Raw genomic sequence first — 22708 nt, forward strand, 5'->3', positions numbered from 1 at the left:
GGAATAAAGAGACATGTATGAATATAATCAAATCGCCGTTATGTGTCGTGAGAAAGAAGAATAATGTCCCGGCGAATTGTTGCTGTGCTTGCTGCTGCAGCCCTTGGGCTATCCGCCCCTATTGCTAATGCCTCTCAGTCGGAGTGGGAATCCTCTGTTCCAGAGTCCTTTGGGATCAATGACCCTTCCTGTGTGCCTTCTGGCCAGATTGTTGAGCCGGTGGTGCTACTGCATGGCACCTATAACAACGCGGGTGTGTGGAAAAGCTTGATTCCGATGTTGAAGGATCAGGGTGCGTGCGTATGGGCCTTTGATTATGGAGCGGATGATGTTTCTTTGCAGAATGCCTCTCCCTCAACGAAGGCCATTTCAGATTTGGATGATGCGGCCGAGGAAATAGCGCGGCACGTGGACTATGTCCGAGCGGTAACCGGCGCAGAGAAAGTGGACTTGGTAGGCCATTCCCAGGGCGGTACCCATATTAAGACCTATACCCAAATGTACGGCGGGGCTGAGCACGTCGCTCGGGCTGTGGCTCTAGGCGGCAACTTCCACGGCACCACGCTGGGTGGGCAGGGCGAAGGTCTGGCCAAATTCATCGCCTTCGCACCCCGCCTCGCCGCCTTCTTGGCCAGCACGGCCGGCATCCAACAGGTGGTGGGTTCGGAATTTATGCAAAGGCTCAATGCGCTGCCGGACACCGCGCCGGGCGTGCTCTACACCTCCATCTACTCGCCGGCGGATACGACGGTAACCCCGAATAGCTCCTCGCAGCTGGTAGCTGTCGACGGCGCCGATGTGGTGAACCTCGACCTTGGTGAGGTCTGCGGCGTGGCTCCTCGGCACGATAAGCTGCCGACTGACCGCACGGCGCTGAGCCAGGTCATTTTTGGCCTGAAGCGCGCCCCAGGGGAGGGGCCGCGGCCGTCGACCTGTGTCTCCGGGGAGTCATCGACGGTCGGTTCCTGAAGCGAAGCGCCACACCGGAAATGTGAACTTTGACACACAAAACGGTGAATTCCAGGTAAACCCGCAGGAATCTCATTGATGTAGTTTCATGGCTGTCCTTGGGTGTGGTCAACATGTGGGGCCTGGGGGTGTGTCATCCTGGGAATACCATGCTTGTAACTACTACATATTGTGTTGGTTGCGGGTCTTTCCCCCAAAGTATAGTGTCGTTGATGTTGTTCAGAGCGGCGCAGGAAGCGCCCGAATAGGCGGGAAACGCTCCCCGTTCTGACGAGTTTTCAATGCAGGAGCTTTAAGGATCTATATGTCTATCACCGTTTACACCAAGCCAGCGTGCGTCCAGTGCAACGCCACCAAGAAGGCCCTCGATCGTGCCGGCCTCGAGTACGACCTCGTCGATATCTCGGCCGATGACGAGGCTCGCGACTACGTAATGGCATTGGGTTACGTTCAGGCCCCAGTAGTTGAGGCCAACGGTGAGCACTGGTCTGGTTTCCGCCCAGACCGTATCAAGGGCCTGGCTTCCCTAGCGGCATCCGCCTAAGGGGTAGGGGAGGCCAGTAGCGATGTTGGTCGTGTATTTTTCCTCCGCAACGGAAAATACGCACCGGTTCGTGCAGAAACTGGGCTTTCCCAGCGCGCGCATTCCGCTGCGCCGCACGGAGGAGCCCCTCAAGGTCAACGAACCTTATGTCTTGGTGTGTCCCACCTATGGCGGGGGCGCGTCCATTAGCCACCAAAATTCCCGACCCGTGCCCTCACAGGTAATTAAGTTCCTTAATGATGAGCACAACCGCAGTTTCATTCGCGCGGTAATCGCGGGTGGTAATAGCAATTTTGGCGCCGACTTTGGCAAGGCTGGTGACGTCATCAGTGCCAAATGTAAAGTGCCCTATGTATATCGTTTCGAGTTGCTGGGAAACGATGACGATATAAAAATTTGTCGTGAAGGCTTAATGGCTAACGCCGCCGAGCTTGGGCTCGAGGCCGCGGCCTAGCACCCACCACGACTTAAATAAAGATCCTGATTTTTAAGAAAGGCCTTGTCAGCTGTGAGTACGCAATTGGGGAAGACCGTCGCCGAGCCAGTAAAGCCGGAAGAGCAGTTGGACTACCACGCTCTCAACGCGATGCTGAATCTCTACGATGCAAACGGCAAGATTCAGTTTGATAAAGACCGCGAGGCCGCAAACCAATTCTTCCTGCAGCACGTTAATCAAAACACGGTCTACTTCCATGATCTGGAAGAAAAGATCGATTACCTGATTAATAACAAGTACTACGACCCACGAGTCATCGAGCAGTATGACTTCTCCTTTATTAAGGAGCTTTTTAAGCGCGCTTATTCCTATAAATTCCGCTTCAAGTCTTTCCTGGGCGCGTATAAGTACTACACCAGCTACACGCTGAAGACCTTTGATGGTCGCCGCTACCTCGAGCGCTTTGAGGATCGTGTCTCCATGACGGCCCTATTCTTGGCAGATGGTGATACTGGCTTGGCAGAGCGCCTTGTGGACGAGATTATGAACGGCCGTTTCCAGCCGGCCACCCCAACCTTCCTCAACGCCGGCAAGGCCCAGCGTGGCGAGCTCGTGTCCTGCTTCCTGCTGCGCATCGAGGACAATATGGAGTCCATTGGACGCTCCATCAACTCCGCGCTGCAGCTTTCCAAGCGCGGCGGCGGCGTGGCCCTGCTGCTGTCTAATATTCGTGAATCCGGCGCGCCCATTAAGCACATTGAGAACCAGTCTTCCGGTGTTATCCCAGTAATGAAACTGCTGGAGGATTCCTTCTCCTATGCCAACCAGCTTGGTGCCCGCCAGGGCGCTGGTGCGGTCTATCTCAATGCGCACCACCCAGACATCATGGACTTCCTGGATACCAAGCGTGAGAACGCGGACGAGAAAATCCGCATTAAGACCCTCTCGCTGGGCATCGTCGTGCCGGATATCACCTTCGAGCTGGCCAAGCGCAATGACGATATGTACCTCTTCTCGCCGTATGACGTAGAGCGCGTCTATGGCAAGGCCTTCGGTGACATTTCCGTTACTGAGCACTATGAGGAGATGGTGGAAGACCCACGCATCCGTAAGAAGAAGATCAACGCCCGTCACTTCTTCCAGACCGTGGCAGAGCTGCAATTCGAGTCCGGCTACCCGTACATCATGTTCGAGGACACCGTGAACCGCGCCAACCCGGTAAAGACATCGTGGATCAACATGTCCAACCTGTGCTCGGAGATCCTGCAGGTTAACTCCGCTTCCGAATTCAATGCGGATCTGACCTACCAGGAGCTGGGCAGCGATATCTCTTGTAACCTGGGCTCGCTGAATATCGCGATGACCATGGATTCGCCGGACTTCGCCACTACGGTGGAGACTGCCATCCGTGGCCTGACCGCTGTGGCGGATAAGACGTCCATCGATTCCGTGCCGTCTGTGCGCCGCGGAAACGATGAGTCTCATGCTATCGGCTTGGGCCAGATGAACCTCCACGGTTACTTGGGTCGCGAGCACATCGAGTATGGCTCGGAAGAAGGCTTGGATTTCACTAATGCCTACTTCGCGGCCGTGCTGTATGCGGCATTGCGTGCCTCTAATAAGATTGCCCGCGAGCGCGGTGAGTACTTTAAGGAGTTCCCGCAGTCCGAGTACGCCTCCGGCGAATTCTTCGACCGCTACGATCCGGAAGAGTTCAAGCCGCAGACAAAGAAGGTCCAGGAGCTTTTCGGGTCCTCTTCGATCCACACCCCGTCCGCCCAGGACTGGGAGGAGTTGAAGCAGGACGTGGCCAAGTACGGACTATATAATCGCAACCTGCAGGCAGTGCCACCGACGGGTTCGATTTCCTATATCAATAACTCCACCTCATCCATCCACCCGATTGCTTCCAAGATTGAGATCCGCAAGGAAGGCAAGATCGGTCGCGTCTACTACCCGGCGCCGCACATGGATAATGACAACTTGGAGTACTTCAAGGACTCTTATGAGATCGGCTTCGAGAAGATCGTCGATACCTATGCCGTAGCCACTAAGTATGTGGACCAAGGTCTATCGCTCACCCTCTTCTTCAAGGACACCGCAACCACCCGCGATGTCAACCGTGCGCAGATTTATGCGTGGCGCAAGGGGATTAAGACCTTGTATTACATCCGCCTGCGCCAGATGGCGCTGGAGGGCACCGAGGTCGAGGGCTGCGTATCCTGCATGCTCTAAACGGTAGGTAGAACGCCTCGATGCACGTCGTGGGGAAGGACGTGCATCGAGGCGTTTAACCGTTTTCTGCCCTGGTGCGGTCGAGGATGGTGCGGGAGGTGCTTTCGGCGGCGTCGGCAAGCCCAGCATCAATGGCGCGGGCCAGCTCCATGTGCAGTTGTGTGGTCCCGCCTATCGGATCGCGCTTGCGGGAACCAAAGACGGACTTGCCCTTGAGCATGGCTACTAGCGAAGGGGCGAGCGCGGCCAGCATCTCATTGCCGGAAGCCCGCAAAATTAAAGTGTGGAAACGCAGATCGGTTTCCAGTTCCTCGCCCACGCGCGGGGAAGGAGTGGATTCTAGCTCGGCTAAACGCGCGGCGAGGCGAAGGAGCTCCGCCCGCTGCCGGACGCTGGCATTGCCGGCTGCGAGTCGGGCCGCCACCGGTTCAATTCCCAGCCGCAACTCGTTGAGGCGTGCCACTTGCTGCCCGCGGGTTTTGTCATCATTTAACCGCCAGCCAATGATCGCCGGGTCATATACCGCCCAACTATCCATCGGCAGCACCGTGATTCCCACGCGACGCCCAGAGCGGACCATGCCGAGGTGTTCGAGCGTGCGCATGGCTTCACGGGCCACTGTGCGGGAGATGCCAAAGCGCTTTTCGACGTCCCCCAGACGGAACCGCTCGCCCTCGGCGATGTCTCCGCTTACGATCTCGGCGCCGAGCCTATCCACCACGGAACCCAGCAGGGGAGGGGTGGCACTCATGCGGAAATCCTTTCTTTGCATGCTCCGAAGTAACTGGAATCAGTATAGGTAAGTGGTATCCAGCACAATGGCTTAGAGGGCGGGCGAATTGGGTATGCTGGAGACCTGGATTTGTCCGTTTTTAGTATTGGAGTGACGCCGCGTGTCGCACGAGTACGATGACTACGTTTCTAGTCATGAAAAGCCAGTTAAGGCCATTAACTGGAATAGCATCCCGGATGAAAAGGACCTCGAGGTATGGGAGCGCCTCACCGGTAATTTCTGGCTGCCAGAAAAGGTCCCAGTCTCCAATGACCTTCCCAGCTGGAAGACGCTGACGGAGAAGGAAAAGGAAACCACCATGCGGGTTTTCACCGGCCTGACGCTGCTGGATACCATCCAGGGCACCGTCGGTGCGATTTCCCTCCTCCCGGATTCCCAGACCCTGCACGAAGAGGCGGTCTACACCAACATTGCGTTTATGGAGTCCGTGCACGCCAAGTCCTATTCCAATATCTTTATGACCTTGGCGTCCACACCCATGATCAACGATGCCTTCCGCTGGTCCGAAGAAAACGAGAACCTGCAGAAGAAGGCCAAGATCATCTTGTCCTATTACAAGGGCGAGGATCCGCTGAAGAAGAAGGTGGCCTCCACTTTGCTGGAGTCCTTCTTGTTCTACTCCGGCTTCTATCTACCGATGTACTTCTCTTCCCGCGCGAAGCTCACCAATACCGCCGATATCATTCGCCTGATTATCCGCGATGAAGCCGTGCACGGCTACTACATTGGCTACAAGTTCCAGCAGGCCTATAAGCAGCTGGATGAGGAGCGCCAGGCGGAGCTGAAGGAATACACCTTCGACTTGGTCTACGACCTGTATGACAATGAGATCGATTACACCGAGGATCTCTACGATGACTTGGGCTGGACCGAGGACGTTAAGCGCTTCCTGCGCTATAACGCCAATAAGGCGCTGAATAATTTGGGCTTCGAGGGGCTCTTCCCAGCAGACGAGACTCGCGTTTCCCCGGCCATTTTGTCTTCGCTTTCGCCGAATGCTGACGAGAACCACGACTTCTTCTCTGGCTCTGGTTCCTCCTATGTCATTGGCAAGGCTGAGGACACCACGGATGATGACTGGGACTTCTAAGCATTCCCGCTGATCAGCGTGGTCTAGCGGCACACCTTCTGCTCTAAATCAATCGAAAGGTTGATAACGAGCGGGGGTGTGTTTTCGCGTTTTGGGGGTGCACAATTAAGCGCGTCTGTGACATATAGCACGGTAATTGGGGGCCGAAAATCCGTGCCAGAATTGGCGGCCGCGCCACGTGCAGGGCCTATGTGAAAGATGTGGTTAGTGTCGAGGCGTGGTCGTGCGGCTCATTATTGGGGGAAGCTGGAAAGAACAGGGGAAAATGGCCTAATATAATGCGAGTAAACCTAGGTGTAGGTGGGCCCTGCCCACAGACACTTTGTTAATCAGGAGGATTTTATGACCGCTGTGGCGCCACGGGTCGACGATTACGTCGCCCCTACACGTCCAGAGCCAACCGGTAATGCGAAGACCGGTTCAAAGGCTTGGGTATTTCTAACCACCACCGACCACAAGCAGCTGGGCATCATGTACTTGATCATGTCCTTCAGCTTCTTCTTCCTTGGTGGCTTTATGGCACTGTTGATCCGCGCGGAGCTGTTCACCCCGGGTCTTCAGTTCTTGTCCAATGAGCAGTTCAACCAGCTGTTTACCATGCACGGCACCGTGATGCTGCTGCTGTTTGCAACACCAGTTGTGTGGGGCTTTGGTAACTACATCCTGCCGCTGCAGATCGGCGCGCCGGACGTGGCCTTCCCCCGACTGAACGCTTTCGGCTTCTGGGTTACCCTGCTGGGCGGCACCGTGATGCTGCTGGGCTTCGTCACCCCAGGTGGCGCAGCTGACTTCGGCTGGACCATGTACATGCCACTGGCTGATGGCGTCCACACCCCGGGCATCGGCGCGGATATGTGGATCGTCGGCGTGGGCGCTACCGGTGTTGGTACCATTGCCTCCGCTATCAACATGATTACGACCATTCTGACCCTGCGCGCACCGGGCATGACCATGTTCCGCCTGCCGGTATTCAGCTGGGCCGTATTCACCGCATCCGCCATCGTGCTGATGATCTTCCCGCTGCTGACCGCTGCAGCACTGGGCGTCCTGTATGACCGCAAGCTGGGCGGCCACATCTACGATTCCGCTAACGGTGGCGGCATCCTGTGGCAGCACCTGTTCTGGTTCTTCGGCCACCCTGAGGTTTATGTCCTTGCACTGCCATTCTTCGGCGTTGTTTCTGAGGTTGTTCCGGTCTTCTCCCGCAAGCCGGTCTTCGGCTACATCGGCTTGGTCTTCGCACTGCTGGCCATCGGCGCCCTGTCCATGGCTGTGTGGGCTCACCACATGTTCGTTACCGGCGCTATCCTGCTGCCGTTCTTCTCCTTCATGACGTTCCTTATTGCGGTGCCTACCGGCGTTAAGTTCTTCAACTGGGTCGGCACCATGTGGAAGGGCCACATCACCTGGGATACCCCGATGATCTTCGCTATGGGCTTCATGGCAACCTTCCTCTTCGGCGGCATGACCGGCGTTATGCTGGCATCCCCGGCATTGGACTTCCACTTGGCTGAGTCCTACTTCTTGATTGCTCACTTCCACTACACCCTGTTCGGTACCGTTGTGTTCTCCGCCTTCGCGGGTCTGTACTTCTGGTTCCCGAAGATGACCGGCCGTATGCTGGATGAGCGTTTGGGTAAGATTCACTTCTGGCTGACCTTCATCGGCTTCCACGGCACCTTCTTGGTTCAGCACTGGGTAGGCAACATGGGTATGCCGCGTCGTTACGCTGACTACTTGGAGTCTGATGGCTTCACGGTCTTCAACCAGATTTCCACCATCTTCTCCTTCGTCCTCGGCGCCTCCGTCATCCCGCTGATTTGGAACGTATTCAAGTCCTGGCGCTACGGCGAGATTGTCACCGTGGATGACCCATGGGGCTACGGCAACTCCCTCGAGTGGGCAACCTCCTGCCCACCGCCGCGCCACAACTTCGTGTCCCTGCCGCGTATCCGCTCCGAGCGTCCGGCCTTCGAGCTGCACTACCCGCATATGGTTCAGCGCATGCGCGAGGAAGCACACGTGGGTAGCCACTAAAGCGAAGTAACTCGCACAAACTCCTGACTTAAGCCGCCTCCCAGCCCTTAATGGGCAATGGGAGGCGGCTTTGGCGTATCTTCTGTACCCCCACGTGCGATAATGGGCGGCGTGAGTACTCAAGCTGATACCAATGCAGTCATCACCACCAGCGGGCCGGATAAGCCCGGGGTCTCGGCGGCCTTTTTCCGCGTTCTGGCGGCCCATAACGCCACGCTTGTCGACGTCGAACAAGCCATCTTTTCCGGCCGCATTACCCTCGCTGCCCATACCCGCATTCCTGGGGCGCGCGCCGAGCAAATTGCACAGGGGCTGCGCAATACCTTGAGCATTTACGGTCAGCAGGTATCCGTAGACCTGCGGGAGGAAAAATCCACCGCTCGAGCCCGCTCGAGCTATGTGGTGGTCCTCATGGGCACGCAGGTTACCGCCCATCACATGGAGGAAGTTGCCCGCGTACTGGCCAACTTCGATGCCAATATCGATCGCATCCGCGGGCTTTCGACCTCTCCGTTGACCGGGCTGGAGCTTTTCCTATCTCTCGATGGTTCCGCCGCACCTGTGCGCCAAGCATTAGCGGAGCTGGCGCAGCAGATCGGCATCGATATCGCCATTGAGCCCGCGGGCCTGGGTCGGCGTTCCAAGCGTTTGGTGTGCTTCGACTGCGATAGCACCCTCATTCAAGGCGAGGTCATCGAGATGCTGGCCGCCCATGCGGGAAAGGAGAACGAGGTTGCCGCAGTAACAGCCCGGGCCATGCGCGGGGAGCTGGACTTTGAGGCTTCCCTGCGTGAGCGCGTCGCCGTGCTGGAAGGGCTGGATGCCGCCATTATCGATGAGGTGGCCCGCGATATTCAATTGACTCCAGGCGCCCGGGAAACCATCGCCACGTTGAATCGCATTGGCTACCGCACTGCGGTGGTCTCCGGCGGGTTCATCCAAGTTTTAGAAGGCCTAGCTGCGGAGATGGAATTGGACTATGTGCGCGCCAATACCTTGGAGATCGCAGATGGGAAGCTCACCGGCCGGGTGACCGGCACGGTGGTTGACCGCAAAGCGAAGGAGGAATTCCTCCGGGAGTTCGCTGCGGATTCCGGGGTGAGTATGCAGCAGACGGTGGCCGTGGGCGATGGCGCCAATGACATCGATATGATTTCTGCTGCTGGGCTGGGGATTGCCTTCAATGCTAAACCAGCCCTGCAGGAAGTGGCAGATACCTCTGTGAACCACCGGCGGTTGGATGAGGTCCTGCAAATTTTGGGTATTCCGGCCGAGGAGGTTGTTGATGAATAAATTCGACAGAGCGCATCAGCGTTTGGTGGAAGCCTGTGATTCACGCTCCTGGCGCGATGATCCTGAGAATCCAGATGATCCGGCCACGATTCAAGCTATGCAGATTGCGCTTAATCTGCCGAAGCAGGAGCCGCCGACACGTACGGCGGTGCTAGAAGCGGCCGCGCGCGCTGTGGTGGCGGTGTGCCTCGACGAGCGCGCGGGCGAGGACGGCGCCTTCGCGCAGGCGCTGGGGCAGTGGTATGGCCACCGCATCCGCAAGATCGCCCGCCGCGCGCGCAATAAAGCGTGGCGCGATGTACAAAGCCTGCCCGGCGTGACCGTAGCGGACCGCGCCCGCGCTTTTGTGCCCTCGGCCGTAGCAGAGGTGGATCCTCTCATTGCCAAGCTGCAGATCGGCCACACCGACCTTGCCTATGACGAACCCGGAGCCCCGCTTAGCGATGCCCCCGTTATCTATGTCGACCGCAGCCTCGACATGTCTGCGGGCAAAGTCGCGGCACAGGTAGGCCACGGCTCGATGATGCTGGCCGCTGCGATGTCGGTGGATGAAGCACGCGACTGGGCAGAAACTGACTTTCGGCTTTCGGTGCGCGAGGTTTCCGCGACGGATTTTCGCACCGCCTGCGCACAGGACGGCGCCGTGGTCATCGTTGACGCCGGCTTTACGGAAATCGCGCCAGACTCGGCTACCGTGTGCGCCCTGCGGCGACCAATCGCTTAAGCGCACCTCGGACCGTGCTCGCGTCAGTGGTCTGCCAAAAGCGCGGCATGGAGGCCTTGAGGAAGCTGCCGTAGCGCTTATACTCCAGGCGGTTATCAAGCACGGCGACCACGCCGCGATCGGTCACGTGGCGCAGCAGACGGCCGGCTCCCTGCGCCATCAGCAAGGCGGCGTGATTGGCGGAGACCTCCATGAACCCGGAGCGGCCGGCGGCATCGGCTGCTTGGGCGCGCGCCTGCATGAGGGGATCGTCTGGGCGAGGGAATGGAATGCGGTCGATGATGACCAGCGAGCACGCCGGCCCTGGCACGTCCACGCCCTGCCATAGGGTAAGCGTTCCGAAGAGGCAGGAGTTTTCCTTCTGCGAGAATTTCTCTACTAGCGCACCGATGGAATCTTCGCCCTGCACGAAGAGGTCAAACGGGATACGCGGTTTGAGCGCGGCGGCTGCTTCTTCCGCGGCCCGGCGAGAGGAAAACAATCCGAGAGTGCGCCCGCCGGCGGCCATGATGAGCTCATAGATCTCCTCGATCGATTCTTTAGACAGCCCATCGCGGCCCGGAGCGGGCAGATGCTTGGCGGTGTATAAAATGCCGGATTTGGCTGGGTCGAAGGGCGTGCCCGCGTCCAAGGTGTCATAGGTGCCGCTCGGCATGCCCCACTGTGCGGCCATAGCATCAAAGCGGCCGCCGAGGGCGAGAGTGGCCGAGGTAAGCACAACAGTTTGTTCCCCAAAGAGGTTCTCGCGCAGCATGTGGGCGATGGACAGGGGTGCCACGGCGAGGGTTTCGGCGTCGCTGCGCGGATCGCGTTCGAGCCAGACTACGTCGTCCTGCTTGGCTGGGTCATCGGTGGCGAAGACCTCCAGCATGCGTGATACGGCTTGCGCGAGGTCGGAGAGGTGGTTGCTTAAGTTTTGGCGCTCGGCGTTCTTTTCTGGGTCATCGGTGGCCTCGCCTTCGGGGGCGCGTGAAACGAGAGACTTAACGCGCAGGAACTCTTCGGCAAGCGCGCGCAGGTGGCCCTGCGAAGTTTCATCCAAGTCGGTCCACCGCCCGGGCTCCTGGATTTTCATCAGGTCATCGAATTCCTCGGCCAGATCCGAAAGATTGCCGGCATTGCCTAAGGACTTCGCGCGGTTGGCGGCCATCTTGATGGCGCGGGTAGTAATCTCCGCGGTGGACACGGAGGTGATCCGGCCGTCGAGCTCGTGGGCCTCATCGATAATGGCCACGTCGTGTTCGGGCAAAATATTTGCCTCAGAGATAGCGTCGATGGCCAGCATGGCGTGGTTGGTGACCACGATATCGACGTCGGCAGCCGCCCGGCGAGCCTCTTCCGCAAAACAGTCTGGCCCGTGCGGGCAACGCGAAGCCCCCAAACACTCGTTTGACGTTACCGACACCGCCCGCCACACCAGGTCCGGTACACCTGGCTCGAGGTCATCGCGGTCACCAGTTTCGGTTTCCTGTGCCCACTCGTGGATGCGGCGCACGGCCTTGCCGCGGCGGGAGATTTCGGATTCGTCGATAAGAGCTTCCGGATCATCCGGGGTCGCCGCAATCTTATTCATGCACAAGTAGTTATTGCGGCCCTTCATGATGGCGAAGGTAGGAGTGCGCTCCATAACGGGGGCAAGGGCCTTCGTGAGCCGGGGCAGATCGCGCTCCACCAGCTGGCGCTGCAATGCCAGGGTAGCGGTGGAGACGATGACGGTGGACCCTGAGTTCATTGCATGCCGGATAGCCGGGACTAGGTAGGCCAGCGACTTACCGGTGCCGGTACCGGCCTGCACTGCTAAGTGGCGCTCCTTATCGAGCGCGGCCGCGACGGCCGTGGCCATGCGCACCTGGCCTTCGCGCTGGCTACCACCCAACGCAGCAACGGCCTTGTCCAGCAGCGTTTCCGTGTCGAGGTTTAGGGGCTCATCTGCGTGCTCACTCACCCCACACAGTCTAGCGGCCTACTTTTTAAAGCCCACCATCCGTGTGGGCACTGCTGCTTCATCGCGGGAGAGCGCTAGGCCTTCCCACGGCAGGGTCTTGCGGGCCTGATCCAAATACTCGCGGGAGGCATGCAGATCCGGCAGCTCATCCACGATGTGTCCATCGCGCATGAGCGGAATGGTCATCTCGCGGGTATCGAGCTGGCCGGTATCTGGCGCGGGCGCGTCAAAGGGATAGACGATCTCTTCCACCGCCACGCCCGAGGAACGGTAGGTGCGTAGCGCGCGCTTGGCACCGCCGACGGACTGCTTGGAAGTAGAGCGCTTGGCCACTGGGATGCCGTCTACTTCTACGACCTTGTAGACCATGCCGGCGGTCGGTGCGCCAGACCCGGTTGCCACAGACGTACCGACGCCGTAGACGTCTACCGGATCGCCGCGCAGGCCGGCGATAGCGAACTCGTCGAGGTCGGAAGAGACCACGATATTGGTGTTGTGGTTGCCCAAATCATCCAGCTGTTTGCGCACGCGGCGGGTAACGGCGCCCAAGTCACCGGAATCTATGCGGACCCCACCTAGCTGCGGGCCACCTACTTTCACTGCGGTTTCTACGCCCTTGGTGATGTCATAGGTATCTACCAGTAACGTGGTGTCCACGCCCAAGGTCTCGATCTGGGAACGGAAGGCGGCCTCTTCGTTCGGAGTGCCATCCGGGTTTGTGTGCGCCAAAGTCCAGGAGTGGGCCGCGGTGCCGGAGACAGGGATGCCGTAGCGGTAGCCCGCCTCCAAATTGGAGGTGGCTTCGAAGCCAGCCAGGTAGGCCGCGCGGGCGGAGGTTACCGCCGCATACTCGTGGGTGCGGCGCGAACCCATCTCGATAATCGGGCGGCCATCGGCCGCCGTGACCATGCGGGAGGCGGCCGAGGCCACCGCGGAATCGGCATTCATGATGGACAAAATAACGGTCTCCAAAATGAGGCACTCTCCAAAGGTGCCGCGCACCGTCAAGATGGGGGAGTTGGGGAAATAGAGTTCACCCTCGCGGTAGCCGTCAATCTGCCCAGAAAAGCGGTAGTGACGCAGGTATTCCTTGGTTTTCTCATCCAGGAAGTCCATCTCTGCCAATTGATTGGCTGAAAAGCGGAAATCCTCCACCGCCCGCAGGACCCGCTCGGTGCCGGCAACCACGCCGTAGCGGCGCTCATTGGGCAGACGGCGGCCGAATACCTCGCAGGTGACCTGGCGGTTTGCCGAGCCGTCTCGCAGCGCGGCCTGGAGCATAGTGAGCTCGTATTTATCCGTCAGTAAAGCGGTGGAGCGATCATTAGGAATAGCTTTGTCATTCACGTGGTTGATAATACCCACTGACTAGGTGTTTTTCAGAGGTTTAGATTCTTTGGACCTAGATTGTCCGCAGCCAGATCGGGCTGGCCCACAATAAATCCCCAAAAGTGGTTAGGCTAGAAAGCATGAAGGCGCAATTTCCCGTAGTCCGCATGAGCTCTCCTATGGCTACGCCCGAATTGGACGAAGAAATCGACGTAGATGTGGCCACGAGCGAGAACCTCCCGTGGATGTGCATCGTGTGGGATGACCCAGTCAACCTCATGAGCTACGTGTCCTATGTATTCCAAACGGTTTTGGGATACGACAAGAAGCGGGCCAATGAACTCATGATGCAGGTCCATACTGAGGGCAAGGCCGCCGTCTCCAGCGGCGAGCGAGACAAGATTGAAGCGGACGTGAAAAAGCTCCAGATCGCTGGTCTGTGGGCGACGATGCAGCAGGCAGGTTAACTAGATGCAACCGTGGAAGAAAAAGAAGTCCCTTATGCGCGCGCCAAAAATTACGGCTGTCTTCGAGCCGATGGAGCGCGAGGTTTTGGGAGATCTCACCGCTACCGTCTCTGAGGCGATCATCGAGCGTGCGCAGTCTGCACCTAAGGATGAGCTAGCAGAGATGCTGGATATGCCTACTGGGCATACGGAAGCCCCAGAAGATCCTTCACTGGCCCGCCTCTTTCCAGACTTTGAAATGCCCGGCGATGAGGAATACGAAGGCGATGCTTCTTTGCTGCGTTCGCTGCACGAAAATGACATTGCGCGCGCCAAATTGGAAAACCTCCAGGTGATCGGCACGGCTCTCGGCCCCACCGGTGGGGTAGAGGTCAGCATTAATGAGCAGGAGGCCCACGCCTTCGTTGCCGGCCTAAACGATCTGCGCCTCTACGTTGCGGCGGGCGATGTTTCTGATGACAACCTGATGTTGGACCGCGATAGCCTGGTGGAATGGCTTGCCTTTTGCCAGGATTCGCTACTTCAGGTGCTGATGGATTAATGCTGGGCGGCATTAGCATCGGGCATTTTAGCGGCACCGATACCGGCGTCACGGTGCTCTATTGCGGGCCGGGCGGCGCGCTCGGCAGCGTCGACGTGCGCGGTGGCGGACCAGGCACCCGGGAAACGGATCTCTTGCAGCCACATAATACGGTCGAGCGGGTTCACGCAGTGGTGTTGTCGGGCGGCTCCGCCTTTGGCTTGGCAGCCGCGGACGGCGTGATGAATGAGCTGGCAGAGCAGGGGATTGGCTTCCCGGTCTTTGGCGAGGAAAGACCCGGTCCGCGTGTGCCCATCGTTCCCGGTGCCGTCATTTTTGACCTCTTGGTCGGGCCTTCCCGACCCGGGCCGGAAGAGGGCGCGGCCGCGCTCCGAGCCGCGCTGGCGGGCAATGATGAAACCATGGGCACGGTGGGAGCCGGCGTGGGTGCTACCGCCGGCAAGCTGCGGGGTGGCTTCGGCCTAGCTACGCGCCGGGTAGGAAATTACGAGGTTAGCGCCGCGATGGTCGCCAACCCTGTGGGTGAGGTCATCGATCCGCAGTCCGGCCGGCTCTACGGTGCGCCAGGGAGCACCGCGGTCAATGCTGCTGCCTACCGCGCCTTGCCACATCCAGCGGAGTCCAAGCTCAATACCACCATCGGTGCCGTGCTCACCGACGCCCCCATTAACACTGCCCAAGCCCAGCGCTTGGCCATGACTGCCCACGATGGCATCGCCCGCGCGGTGCGTCCTGCGCATTCACCGCTAGATGGTGACACCATCTTTGCCTTATCCACCGCGCAGCGCCCGGCCGAACTCAGCACGCAGATAATGACCCAGATTTGCGCCGCTGCCGCCGATGCCGTGGAGGAAGCGATTGTCAACGCGGTTACCGCCGCCGAGCCTGGCTTGGGCTTGAGCGTGTACCGCGATCTGCTGGACTAAGATAAGGCGCATTATGACTTCAGGTGGAACATTTAACTACCGGCCGGCGCCCGCGGGCCAGGTCAATCGTGGCGATTCCAAAAACTACACTCGCAGCGGGCGCATCACCACCGGATTTTCTATAGCTTTTGGCTTCCTCGTGGTGGAGTGGGCGGTCCACATTATTAACGCGTTCCTTTTTGGCGGCCAGCTATCCAATTACGGCATTCGCCCGCTGGACTTCAACGGCATCTGGGGCATTTTTACCGCCCCACTGCTGCATGCAAACTTTGAGCACCTCATGTCCAATTCGGTGCCCGGCGCCATTTTCTGCTTCCTTATCGGCCTGTCCGGCCGCAAGGCTTGGTGGGAAGTTACCCTGATTACCACTCTGGTCGCAGGCCTTGGCACGTGGTTCATTGGTGGCCCCGGTACCTCCCACATCGGGGCGTCCAGTTTGGTCTATGGCTGGCTGGCATATCTGATTGTGCGCGGTATCTTCAATCGATCGCTCATCCAGACCATTTTGGGCATTGTTCTCGGCTTTGCCTATTCCGGCTTGGTGTGGGGCGTGCTGCCCGTCTACGAGGGAGTGAGCTGGCAAGGCCACCTTTTCGGCGCCATCGGCGGCATTCTAGCCGGCATGACCATTACCTCGGACGATCCGGTTAAGGCAGTGAAGCGCTAATGCCTACCGCAACCTCTCCAATTGGCATCTTTGATTCCGGCGTGGGCGGGCTCACCGTGGCACGCGCAGTGATGGAACAGCTGCCGCAGGAATCTGTCATCTATACCGGCGATACTGCCCATAGCCCCTACGGACCGCGGCCTATCTCAGAAGTCCGCGCTTTTTCTCAGGACGTGGCGGATCGGCTGGTGGAACGTGGCTGCAAGATGCTGGTCATAGCCTGCAATACGGCCACCGCTGCCTTCTTGCATGATGCACGCGAGCGCTACGATATCCCCATTGTGGAGGTCATCCGCCCCGCGGTGCGCCGTGCCATGTCCACCACGCGCAACGGAAAAATCGGCGTCATCGGCACCGAGGGCACCATCAAATCCGGCGCCTATCAGGACCTTTTTGCGCTCAACCCGAAGGTGCAGGCATTTGCTACCGCCTGCCCGGATTTTGTTCCCTTTGTCGAGCGCGGTATTACCGCCGGCCGCCAGATCCTCGGCGTCGCTGAGGGCTACTTGGCCCCGCTCCAAGCACAAGGAGTAGACACGCTGGTCTTGGGCTGTACGCATTATCCGCTGTTGACCGGCATCATCCAGCTAGCTATGGGCGATAATGTCTCGCTGGTGACATCTTCGGAGGAAACCACCAAGGACGTTATGCGGATTCTCACGGAAACCGATATGTTGGCCCCTGCGGATACTCAGCCGGTCCACACCTTTGAATCGACCGGTGACCCGGAAGCCTTTGCCCGCCTTGCCACGCGCTTTCTCGGCCCGCGGATTGCATAAGTAGGTGCAAATTTCTCCCCCGTTTGCACGTTGAGTACGCATGCGGGGCGATTTCATGGAACTATTGAGCCCATGAAGCTGACCATCTTAGGCTGCTCCGGTAGCGTCCCCACCGCCCAGAACCCCGCCTCCGGCTATTTGCTGTCCTTCGATAATGCGCCGTCCATCGTCCTCGATATGGGCCCTGGCACCTTAGCGCAGCTGGAACAGCAGCAGGATCCTTGCGATGCGCACGTGGCTTTTAGTCACCTGCATGCCGATCACTGCCTGGATTTCCCCTCTCTGATGGTGTGGCGCCGCTTCCATCCCACGGCGCCCGCGGCCTCAAGAAATATGTGCTTCGGGCCGGAGGCTACGCCGACGCACCTGGGCCGCCTGTCTTCCGATGAGGTCGATGGCATCGATGACATGTCCGATACCTTCGCCTTTAGCGCATGGGAGCCGGGCGAGCGCCAGCTTGTCGACGATGTATATATCACTCCCTTCCCGGTCACCCACCCGGTAGAGGCCTATGCTTTGCGCGTGGAACATACTAAGACGGGCCAGACCATCACCTACTCCGGTGATTCTTCATATACGCCCGCGCTTGTCGACGCCGCACGGGGCGCCGACATTTTCCTCTGTGAGGCAGCCTGGGGCGCGAGCTCGGAGGGGATGGCACCGGATATGCATATGTCGGGCGCGGAAGCTGGCAGGGCGGCGCGCGAGGCGGGCGTGGGCAAGCTCGTGCTCATCCACATCCAACCGTGGGGCGATGCCCAAGCTACCTTGGAGGCCGCTCGCTCCGAATTCGACGGTGAGATTATCCTCGGCGCCGCGGGTATGGAGTTCTAAGATACGCTGGACGGCATGACTGAATTTACTCGTGCCGATGGGCGCGCGCTGGACCAGATGCGCAGCGTCCGCATTACCCGCAATTTCACCACCAACCCGGCCGGCTCGGTGCTGGTGGAGTTTGGCAATACCCGCGTCATGTGCACCGCATCCGTAGAATATGGCGTGCCTCGCTTCAAGCGCGATTCGGGCGAAGGCTGGCTGACCGCCGAGTACGCCATGTTGCCTTCCGCCACCCACGACCGTATGCCGCGCGAATCCATGAAGGGCAAGGTCAAGGGCCGCACCCATGAGATTTCCCGCCTCGTCGGCCGCTCCCTGCGCGCCGCAGTGGACTTGGAGGAGCTAGGGGAGAACACCATTCAGCTCGATTGCGATGTCCTCCAGGCTGATGGCGGCACCCGCACTGCCTCTATCACCGGCGCCTATGTTGCGCTGGCTGACGCCATCGCGCACCTCAAAGCCGAGGGCGTCGTCCCCGGCGAGCCGCTACTTGATCCCATCGCTGCAGTCTCGGTAGGCATCATTGACGGCGAAATCTGCCTTGATCTGCCTTATGAGGAGGATTCCCGCGCCGAGGTCGACCTGAATGTAGTGATGCAGGAATCCGGCGACTTCGTTGAAATCCAGGGCACCGGTGAGCACGGTCTCTTTGGCCGAGAGGAGCTCAACGAGATGCTCGACGTAGCGCAGAAGGGTTGCCGCGAACTCATCGCCGCACAGAAGGCGGCGTTGGGGTGGTAATTCTCGTCGCGTCTAATAACCCTAAGAAGCTCGGCGAGCTGGAACGGATTCTGGCTGATGCCGGCATCGAGGGTGTCGAGCTGCGCCCGCTTTCCGCCGTGGAACCTTATCCAGAACCGGTAGAAGATGGCCGCACTTTTGCCGATAATGCGCTCATCAAGGCCCGTGCTGGCGTGGCCGCTACCGGTTATGCCACCGTGGCGGATGATTCGGGCCTCGCTATCGAAGAGCTCAACGGCATGCCCGGCGTGCTTTCCGCCCGTTGGTCCGGCCAGCACGGCAATGACCAGGCCAATAATGACTTAGTCTTGGCGCAGATGGCCGATGTCCCTGATGAGCGCCGTGCCGCAGCCTTTGTCTCGGTCTGCGCGCTCGTCACGCCCGAAGGCGCAGAGCACGTGGCCGAGGGCCGCTGGGAAGGCCGCTTCTTGCGCGAGCCGCGCGGGGAAAACGGCTTCGGCTATGACCCACTCTTCCAGCCGGAAGGCGAGTCCCGATCGGCTGCAGAGATGTCCCCAGAAGAAAAGAACGCGGTCTCGCATCGCGGCCGCGCTCTTAGTCAACTTGTCCCCGCCATCGCGGAGCTTGTCCACAACTCTTAGAGTTGGAACTCCTCCGTGATTTCCTTGCGGCGCTTGTGCTCCATCCAGAAGGACAGGAAGGGCACCACGCCCGCAAGGGCGGTGGTAAAGAGCTTGCCCACCGGCCACAGCGCGCGCGGGCCGAGGATGAGGATGGACAGCAGGTAGGTCATGTACGCGATGCCGTGCACGATCGCGATATAGGTGGCCCACTCGGGGATATCCATGCCAATGATGTACTGGCAGACCATGCGGATGACCAGGATGATCAAGAAGATACCGGTCACAGTGGCCGCGATGGAGAAAAACTTCAAGGGTCCGCGGATGCGGGCTTGGCGGGCGGGGTGAACTTTATTGGTCATAATCAGCTTTCTTCATTCTCGCCGCGCCGGCGGCGCGGGGTATTCATGGCGTTGAACGTTTCCACATCCATCTGGGGCCGCTGGGGCAGGAAATCCTCATCAATTTTGGTTTCTGCCTGCGGCTGTGTGGGAGCGTCGGCCGGGGCGGTTTTGTCTGTGTCATCCATGTCGCGGACTTCTTCCTCGGCCGCGAGGCGCTCGTTTTCATAGCGCAGCGTGGTGCGATAGGCATAAACCACGAACACGGCAAACAGTGGCCACTGGAAGGCATAGCCCAGGTTTTGGAAGGTGCCCGAGCCGGAGCGGAAGCGGGTCCATTGCCAATAGGCCAGGAATAGGAAGAGCACGACGAAAAACGCGATGAGGAGGACGTGCCACCATCGCACCTGCACGCGCTTGTTTTTCTGTTCCTCTTGAGTGCTCACGCGTTCCACCCTACCCACCAACGGCCGGAAAACAGAACACCCCTGGTTTCTGGATTACCCGCCCACCGTGTACACTATGTCAAGTCCCCCGCGCCCGTGGCGGAATTGGCAGACGCGCTAGATTTAGGTTCTAGTGTCTTATGACGTGTGAGTTCAAGTCTCACCGGGCGCACCATAGGCGCCGTCGACCCTCGTGGTCGGCGGCGTTTTCGCATATCACCGTCCGTATTTCACCCTAAGATGGGCATTATGAAAAAGCTGTTTTCCACCCTTATCGCTGTCATTCTCATCGCCGCCCTGGCGGTAGCTGCGGTGGTGGTGTGGCAAGTCCGGGAACCGGTGGACGTGGAGACCGAATCGAGCAATACCAAGGTCATCAAGGCCGTGGAGCGCGAGGAACAGGTGGTGCTCGTCTCCTTGGGGATTGAGGGAATATCGGAGGAGTCCGCTACCAGCACGCTGTGGAATTGGCAGGTCCCAGGCAGTGAGCGTACCCAATACATCAAGTACTCCTACCGCGCGAAGCTCGGCATTGAAGGATCCCAGGTGCACGTAGAAGAGGAATCCCCGCACCACTTCCGCGTGCAGATCCCAGAGTTCATTTTCATTGGCCACTCGGATGAGAACTTCGAAACCGCGGTGGAAGATAATGGCGCGCTGAGCTGGATTACCCCGGATATCGATAAAGCGGAAACCATCACCAAGATTCTGGATGAGGACAAAAAGAAAAAGGACATCGCGGATAATCGCGATGTCCTCCAAAGCCAGGCCAAGCAGTTCTACACCGGCATTATTTCCGGCGTGGACCCGGAGGCTGAGGTAGATTTTTCCTTCCGGTAGCTAGTCCACCTCGGTGAACTTGCGGTCCCAGGAAGAACGGACCGGGTTGGCATCGGCCAGCAAGATATCGAAGCGGTCGTTGGCAATCTCTACGATCTCACCCATCGCGGTGCGGTACTCCTGCTCCGGGGAGTTGGCCAGCCTGCGTACGCCGGCGTCAATGACGCGGTCAACGGTGTCATTGGTATCTAGATAAGCCACAAAGGGCATATCGAAGCGCTCGCGGTAGGCGGCGGAAAGCTCGGTAATGCGCTCGGTCTGCACATCATCCAAGTCGGTTAGTCCCAAGGAGCCGCGGTCGGCGGAGATGGTGGCGGCTTCGTCGGCGTCGGCAAGCAGCAGCTCATCCATGGCCGGGTAATCGTGGATGAGGGCAGCACGGCGGGAATCATCCGCGGTTAGCACGGCTACCTGAATGGCGGCGCGCAGCTCATTGATATCGCTGAAAGGCCGCGACTCCCACGCCAGTTCGAGCGGCCACGTCTCGTTATTGAATAGCGGGCGCAGCGCGGAGACGAATTCCTCGCGGGAGGCATTGTTGAGCTGCTGTAGGCTTACGCTCTTGCCGACGGCCCGAGACACCTGCGTGCCCTGCTTACCCCCGGTGTGGAAGAACAGCAGGTTAAGCACGATGGCCGTAATGGCGCCGATGGACATGCCGGAGGAGACGAAGGTTTGCGCCCACTCCGGGAAGGCGGAGGCGATATCCGGCTTGAAGGTCACCAGCATGGCCAGGCCGAGCGCGGAAGTGACGATGACGGAGTTGCGGCCATCGGAAAGATCGGCCTTGGCGATGGTCTGTAGGCCCACCCACGCTACGTTGGCGAAAAGCGCCAGGGAGGCGCCGCCAAGCACAGGGGACGGGATGGCGGCCACGACCGCACCGGCCTTGGGCAAAATGCCCAATACCATCATGAATCCGGCGGCAGCCACGGCCACCCAGCGCGATTTCACGCTGGTCAGGCGGACCAGACCGACGTTTTGTGCAAAGCAGGTATACGGGAAGGAGTTCATTACGCCGCCCACCAGGGTGGAAAGGCCATCGGCGCGGATGGCGCGCACGACATCATCGCGACGGATGCGCTTTTTTACAATCTCGCCGGTGGCAAAGACATCGCCAGTGGTCTCCACCATGGTGATGATCATGACAATGATGAGCGAGAAAATAGCCACCACGTCGAACTTTGGCATGCCGAAGTAGAACGGGGTGGTGATACCGAGGGCGGGGGCGGAGGAGACTTCGCTAAAGGAGGCGTCGCCTAGCACGAGCGCTACGCCCGTACCCAAGACTAGGCCGATGAGCACGGCCAGGGTGCCTAGGAAGCCAGAGGAAAAACGCTGCACCAAAATGATGACCGCGAGCGTGCCAAAACCGTAGAGCAGGTCACGGGTGGCTGGAACTCCCTCGGCGTAATTGACAAAGTCATTGGCCGAAACCCCCAATAGTGAAGTGCCCATCACCAGCAGGACCGAACCGGTGACCACCGGCGGGAAGAAACGCAGCACTTTGCCAAAGACCGGCGCCGCGAAGAAAGTAAACAGGCCGGCGACGATGATGGCGCCATAAATGGTCGGCAGCGAGGCCACCCCGCCTTCGCCGTCGGTTGCGCCCAGGCCGATGGCGATGATCGGGGAGACGGCCGTTGTGGTTACGCCCTGCACGATGGGCAGGCGCACGCCAATGCGCTTGCCGACGCCCATAGACTGAATGATCGTTGCTATGCCACAGGTCAAAAGGTCCGCATTGATGAGGTGGATGGTGGTTTCCGCATCCAGGTTAAGCGAGCCGGCGATGAGCAGTGGAACGATAACCGCCCCGGCATAAAAGGCCAGTACGTGCTGCACACCCAAGGCGGCTAGTTTGGGGGCGGGTGGGACGGTATCTACTGGATGCTTGGGCTGGGAAGCCACGAAGTCCTCCTTTGTGCGGAAGCGAAGCTGAACGGGTTTAACAGTAGAGGTTCGTGCAGGTAGCGACCAAAAAATCGGGGTGATGAGGAACACGTTCGGGGCTAGTCCACCCCCGATCTAAGACGTACGTGCGTTCTGCATGAAATCACTAACCAGCGAAACAACACGACCGGTTTATATTTAGCCTTTCCAACGTCTGCTGAACTTGTTATTACCGCTGATGTAGTCAACAATTG

Annotated in this window: 23 protein-coding genes and 1 tRNA gene; 18 read left to right on the forward strand and 6 right to left on the reverse strand. The window is 59.1% G+C overall.

The window, feature by feature from the left end; genetic code table 11:
• Positions 1–63 precede the first annotated feature (63 nt).
• The 4 genes from I6I12_RS03125 (at position 64) to nrdE (ending at position 4184) form a co-directional block, all read left to right on the forward strand.
• Positions 64–969 (forward strand): esterase/lipase family protein, encoded by a 906-nt coding sequence (locus tag I6I12_RS03125; protein ID WP_023020849.1) that lies wholly within the window; start codon positions 64–66, stop codon positions 967–969.
• Between the two features lie 304 nt (positions 970–1273).
• Positions 1274–1513, forward strand: coding sequence for a glutaredoxin-like protein NrdH (nrdH, locus tag I6I12_RS03130; protein ID WP_023020850.1), 240 nt, complete (start codon positions 1274–1276; stop codon positions 1511–1513).
• Positions 1514–1535: 22 nt separating this feature from the next.
• Positions 1536–1967 carry a class Ib ribonucleoside-diphosphate reductase assembly flavoprotein NrdI gene (gene nrdI, locus I6I12_RS03135; RefSeq protein ID WP_023020851.1) on the forward strand — a complete coding sequence of 144 codons (432 nt, stop codon included), beginning with the start codon at positions 1536–1538 and terminating at the stop codon, positions 1965–1967.
• 54 nt (positions 1968–2021) lie between these two features.
• Positions 2022–4184 carry a class 1b ribonucleoside-diphosphate reductase subunit alpha gene (gene nrdE / locus I6I12_RS03140; RefSeq protein ID WP_023020852.1) on the forward strand — a complete coding sequence of 721 codons (2163 nt, stop codon included), beginning with the start codon at positions 2022–2024 and terminating at the stop codon, positions 4182–4184.
• 55 nt (positions 4185–4239) lie between these two features.
• On the opposite strand, the gene I6I12_RS03145 is transcribed toward nrdE, so the two are convergent.
• Positions 4240–4935: a FadR/GntR family transcriptional regulator gene (locus tag I6I12_RS03145; RefSeq protein ID WP_023020853.1), complete on the reverse strand. Its 696-nt coding sequence runs from the start codon at positions 4933–4935 to the stop codon at positions 4240–4242.
• 142 nt (positions 4936–5077) lie between these two features.
• Here I6I12_RS03145 and nrdF point away from each other — a divergent pair, with 142 nt between their 5' ends.
• The 4 genes from nrdF (at position 5078) to I6I12_RS03165 (ending at position 10121) form a co-directional block, all read left to right on the forward strand.
• Entirely contained in the window at positions 5078–6067 is a 990-nt protein-coding gene (gene nrdF / locus I6I12_RS03150; RefSeq protein WP_023020854.1) for a class 1b ribonucleoside-diphosphate reductase subunit beta, read from the forward strand.
• A 342-nt stretch (positions 6068–6409) separates the two neighbouring features.
• Positions 6410–8104 (forward strand): aa3-type cytochrome oxidase subunit I, encoded by a 1695-nt coding sequence (ctaD, locus tag I6I12_RS03155; protein ID WP_023020855.1) that lies wholly within the window; start codon positions 6410–6412, stop codon positions 8102–8104.
• Between the two features lie 102 nt (positions 8105–8206).
• The gene (gene serB / locus I6I12_RS03160; protein WP_200288692.1) at positions 8207–9397 is read left to right on the forward strand and encodes a phosphoserine phosphatase SerB; all 1191 of its coding nucleotides are present in this window, start codon (positions 8207–8209) and stop codon (positions 9395–9397) included.
• Positions 9390–10121 (forward strand): aminoacyl-tRNA hydrolase, encoded by a 732-nt coding sequence (locus I6I12_RS03165; RefSeq protein WP_200288693.1) that lies wholly within the window; start codon positions 9390–9392, stop codon positions 10119–10121. Before serB ends, I6I12_RS03165 begins: the two co-directional genes overlap by 8 nt.
• Here the strand turns inward: I6I12_RS03165 and I6I12_RS03170 are convergent.
• Both I6I12_RS03170 and I6I12_RS03175 read right to left on the reverse strand, forming a co-directional pair.
• Positions 10087–12066 carry an ATP-dependent DNA helicase gene (locus I6I12_RS03170; RefSeq protein ID WP_200288694.1) on the reverse strand — a complete coding sequence of 660 codons (1980 nt, stop codon included), beginning with the start codon at positions 12064–12066 and terminating at the stop codon, positions 10087–10089. The genes I6I12_RS03165 and I6I12_RS03170 overlap by 35 nt on opposite strands.
• 18 nt (positions 12067–12084) lie before the next feature.
• Positions 12085–13413, reverse strand: coding sequence for a nicotinate phosphoribosyltransferase (locus I6I12_RS03175; protein WP_034655966.1), 1329 nt, complete (start codon positions 13411–13413; stop codon positions 12085–12087).
• A gap of 122 nt (positions 13414–13535) precedes the next feature.
• On the opposite strand from I6I12_RS03175, the gene clpS reads away from it, so the two are divergent.
• From clpS to rdgB, 8 genes are all read left to right on the forward strand, one after another.
• The gene (gene clpS, locus I6I12_RS03180; protein ID WP_023020860.1) at positions 13536–13862 is read left to right on the forward strand and encodes an ATP-dependent Clp protease adapter ClpS; all 327 of its coding nucleotides are present in this window, start codon (positions 13536–13538) and stop codon (positions 13860–13862) included.
• Positions 13863–13866: 4 nt separating this feature from the next.
• On the forward strand, positions 13867–14403 hold the full coding sequence (locus tag I6I12_RS03185; RefSeq protein ID WP_023020861.1) for a DUF2017 domain-containing protein: 537 nt from the start codon (positions 13867–13869) through the stop codon (positions 14401–14403).
• Positions 14403–15329: a P1 family peptidase gene (locus tag I6I12_RS03190; protein WP_200289013.1), complete on the forward strand. Its 927-nt coding sequence runs from the start codon at positions 14403–14405 to the stop codon at positions 15327–15329. The genes I6I12_RS03185 and I6I12_RS03190 overlap by 1 nt, the downstream gene beginning before the upstream one ends.
• 13 nt (positions 15330–15342) lie before the next feature.
• A complete protein-coding gene (locus I6I12_RS03195) occupies positions 15343–15996 on the forward strand; it encodes a rhomboid family intramembrane serine protease (protein WP_023020863.1) in 654 nt (217 codons plus the stop codon).
• A complete protein-coding gene (gene murI / locus I6I12_RS03200) occupies positions 15996–16775 on the forward strand; it encodes a glutamate racemase (protein WP_023020864.1) in 780 nt (259 codons plus the stop codon). Before I6I12_RS03195 ends, murI begins: the two co-directional genes overlap by 1 nt.
• A gap of 72 nt (positions 16776–16847) precedes the next feature.
• Positions 16848–17609: an MBL fold metallo-hydrolase gene (locus I6I12_RS03205; RefSeq protein ID WP_023020865.1), complete on the forward strand. Its 762-nt coding sequence runs from the start codon at positions 16848–16850 to the stop codon at positions 17607–17609.
• A 15-nt stretch (positions 17610–17624) separates the two neighbouring features.
• A complete protein-coding gene (gene rph, locus I6I12_RS03210) occupies positions 17625–18353 on the forward strand; it encodes a ribonuclease PH (protein WP_005323955.1) in 729 nt (242 codons plus the stop codon).
• Positions 18347–18955 (forward strand): RdgB/HAM1 family non-canonical purine NTP pyrophosphatase, encoded by a 609-nt coding sequence (gene rdgB, locus I6I12_RS03215; protein ID WP_023020866.1) that lies wholly within the window; start codon positions 18347–18349, stop codon positions 18953–18955. Before rph ends, rdgB begins: the two co-directional genes overlap by 7 nt.
• On the opposite strand, the gene I6I12_RS03220 is transcribed toward rdgB, so the two are convergent.
• The gene (locus tag I6I12_RS03220) at positions 18952–19296 is read right to left on the reverse strand and encodes a DUF3817 domain-containing protein (protein WP_023020867.1); all 345 of its coding nucleotides are present in this window, start codon (positions 19294–19296) and stop codon (positions 18952–18954) included. The two genes, rdgB and I6I12_RS03220, sit on opposite strands and share 4 nt — an antisense overlap.
• Before the next feature lie 2 nt (positions 19297–19298).
• Positions 19299–19721: a hypothetical protein gene (locus tag I6I12_RS03225; RefSeq protein WP_023020868.1), complete on the reverse strand. Its 423-nt coding sequence runs from the start codon at positions 19719–19721 to the stop codon at positions 19299–19301.
• A gap of 90 nt (positions 19722–19811) precedes the next feature.
• On the opposite strand from I6I12_RS03225, the gene I6I12_RS03230 reads away from it, so the two are divergent.
• Both I6I12_RS03230 and I6I12_RS03235 read left to right on the forward strand, forming a co-directional pair.
• Positions 19812–19896: transfer RNA gene (locus tag I6I12_RS03230), tRNA-Leu, on the forward strand.
• A gap of 74 nt (positions 19897–19970) precedes the next feature.
• Positions 19971–20561, forward strand: coding sequence for a hypothetical protein (locus tag I6I12_RS03235; protein WP_234288163.1), 591 nt, complete (start codon positions 19971–19973; stop codon positions 20559–20561).
• Here the strand turns inward: I6I12_RS03235 and I6I12_RS03240 are convergent, their stop codons facing one another.
• Positions 20562–22472 carry a solute carrier family 23 protein gene (locus I6I12_RS03240; RefSeq protein ID WP_023020870.1) on the reverse strand — a complete coding sequence of 637 codons (1911 nt, stop codon included), beginning with the start codon at positions 22470–22472 and terminating at the stop codon, positions 20562–20564.
• Positions 22473–22708 lie beyond the last annotated feature (236 nt).

Source organism: Corynebacterium kefirresidentii, from assembly GCF_016599755.1.
Classification (GTDB): domain Bacteria; phylum Actinomycetota; class Actinomycetes; order Mycobacteriales; family Mycobacteriaceae; genus Corynebacterium; species Corynebacterium kefirresidentii.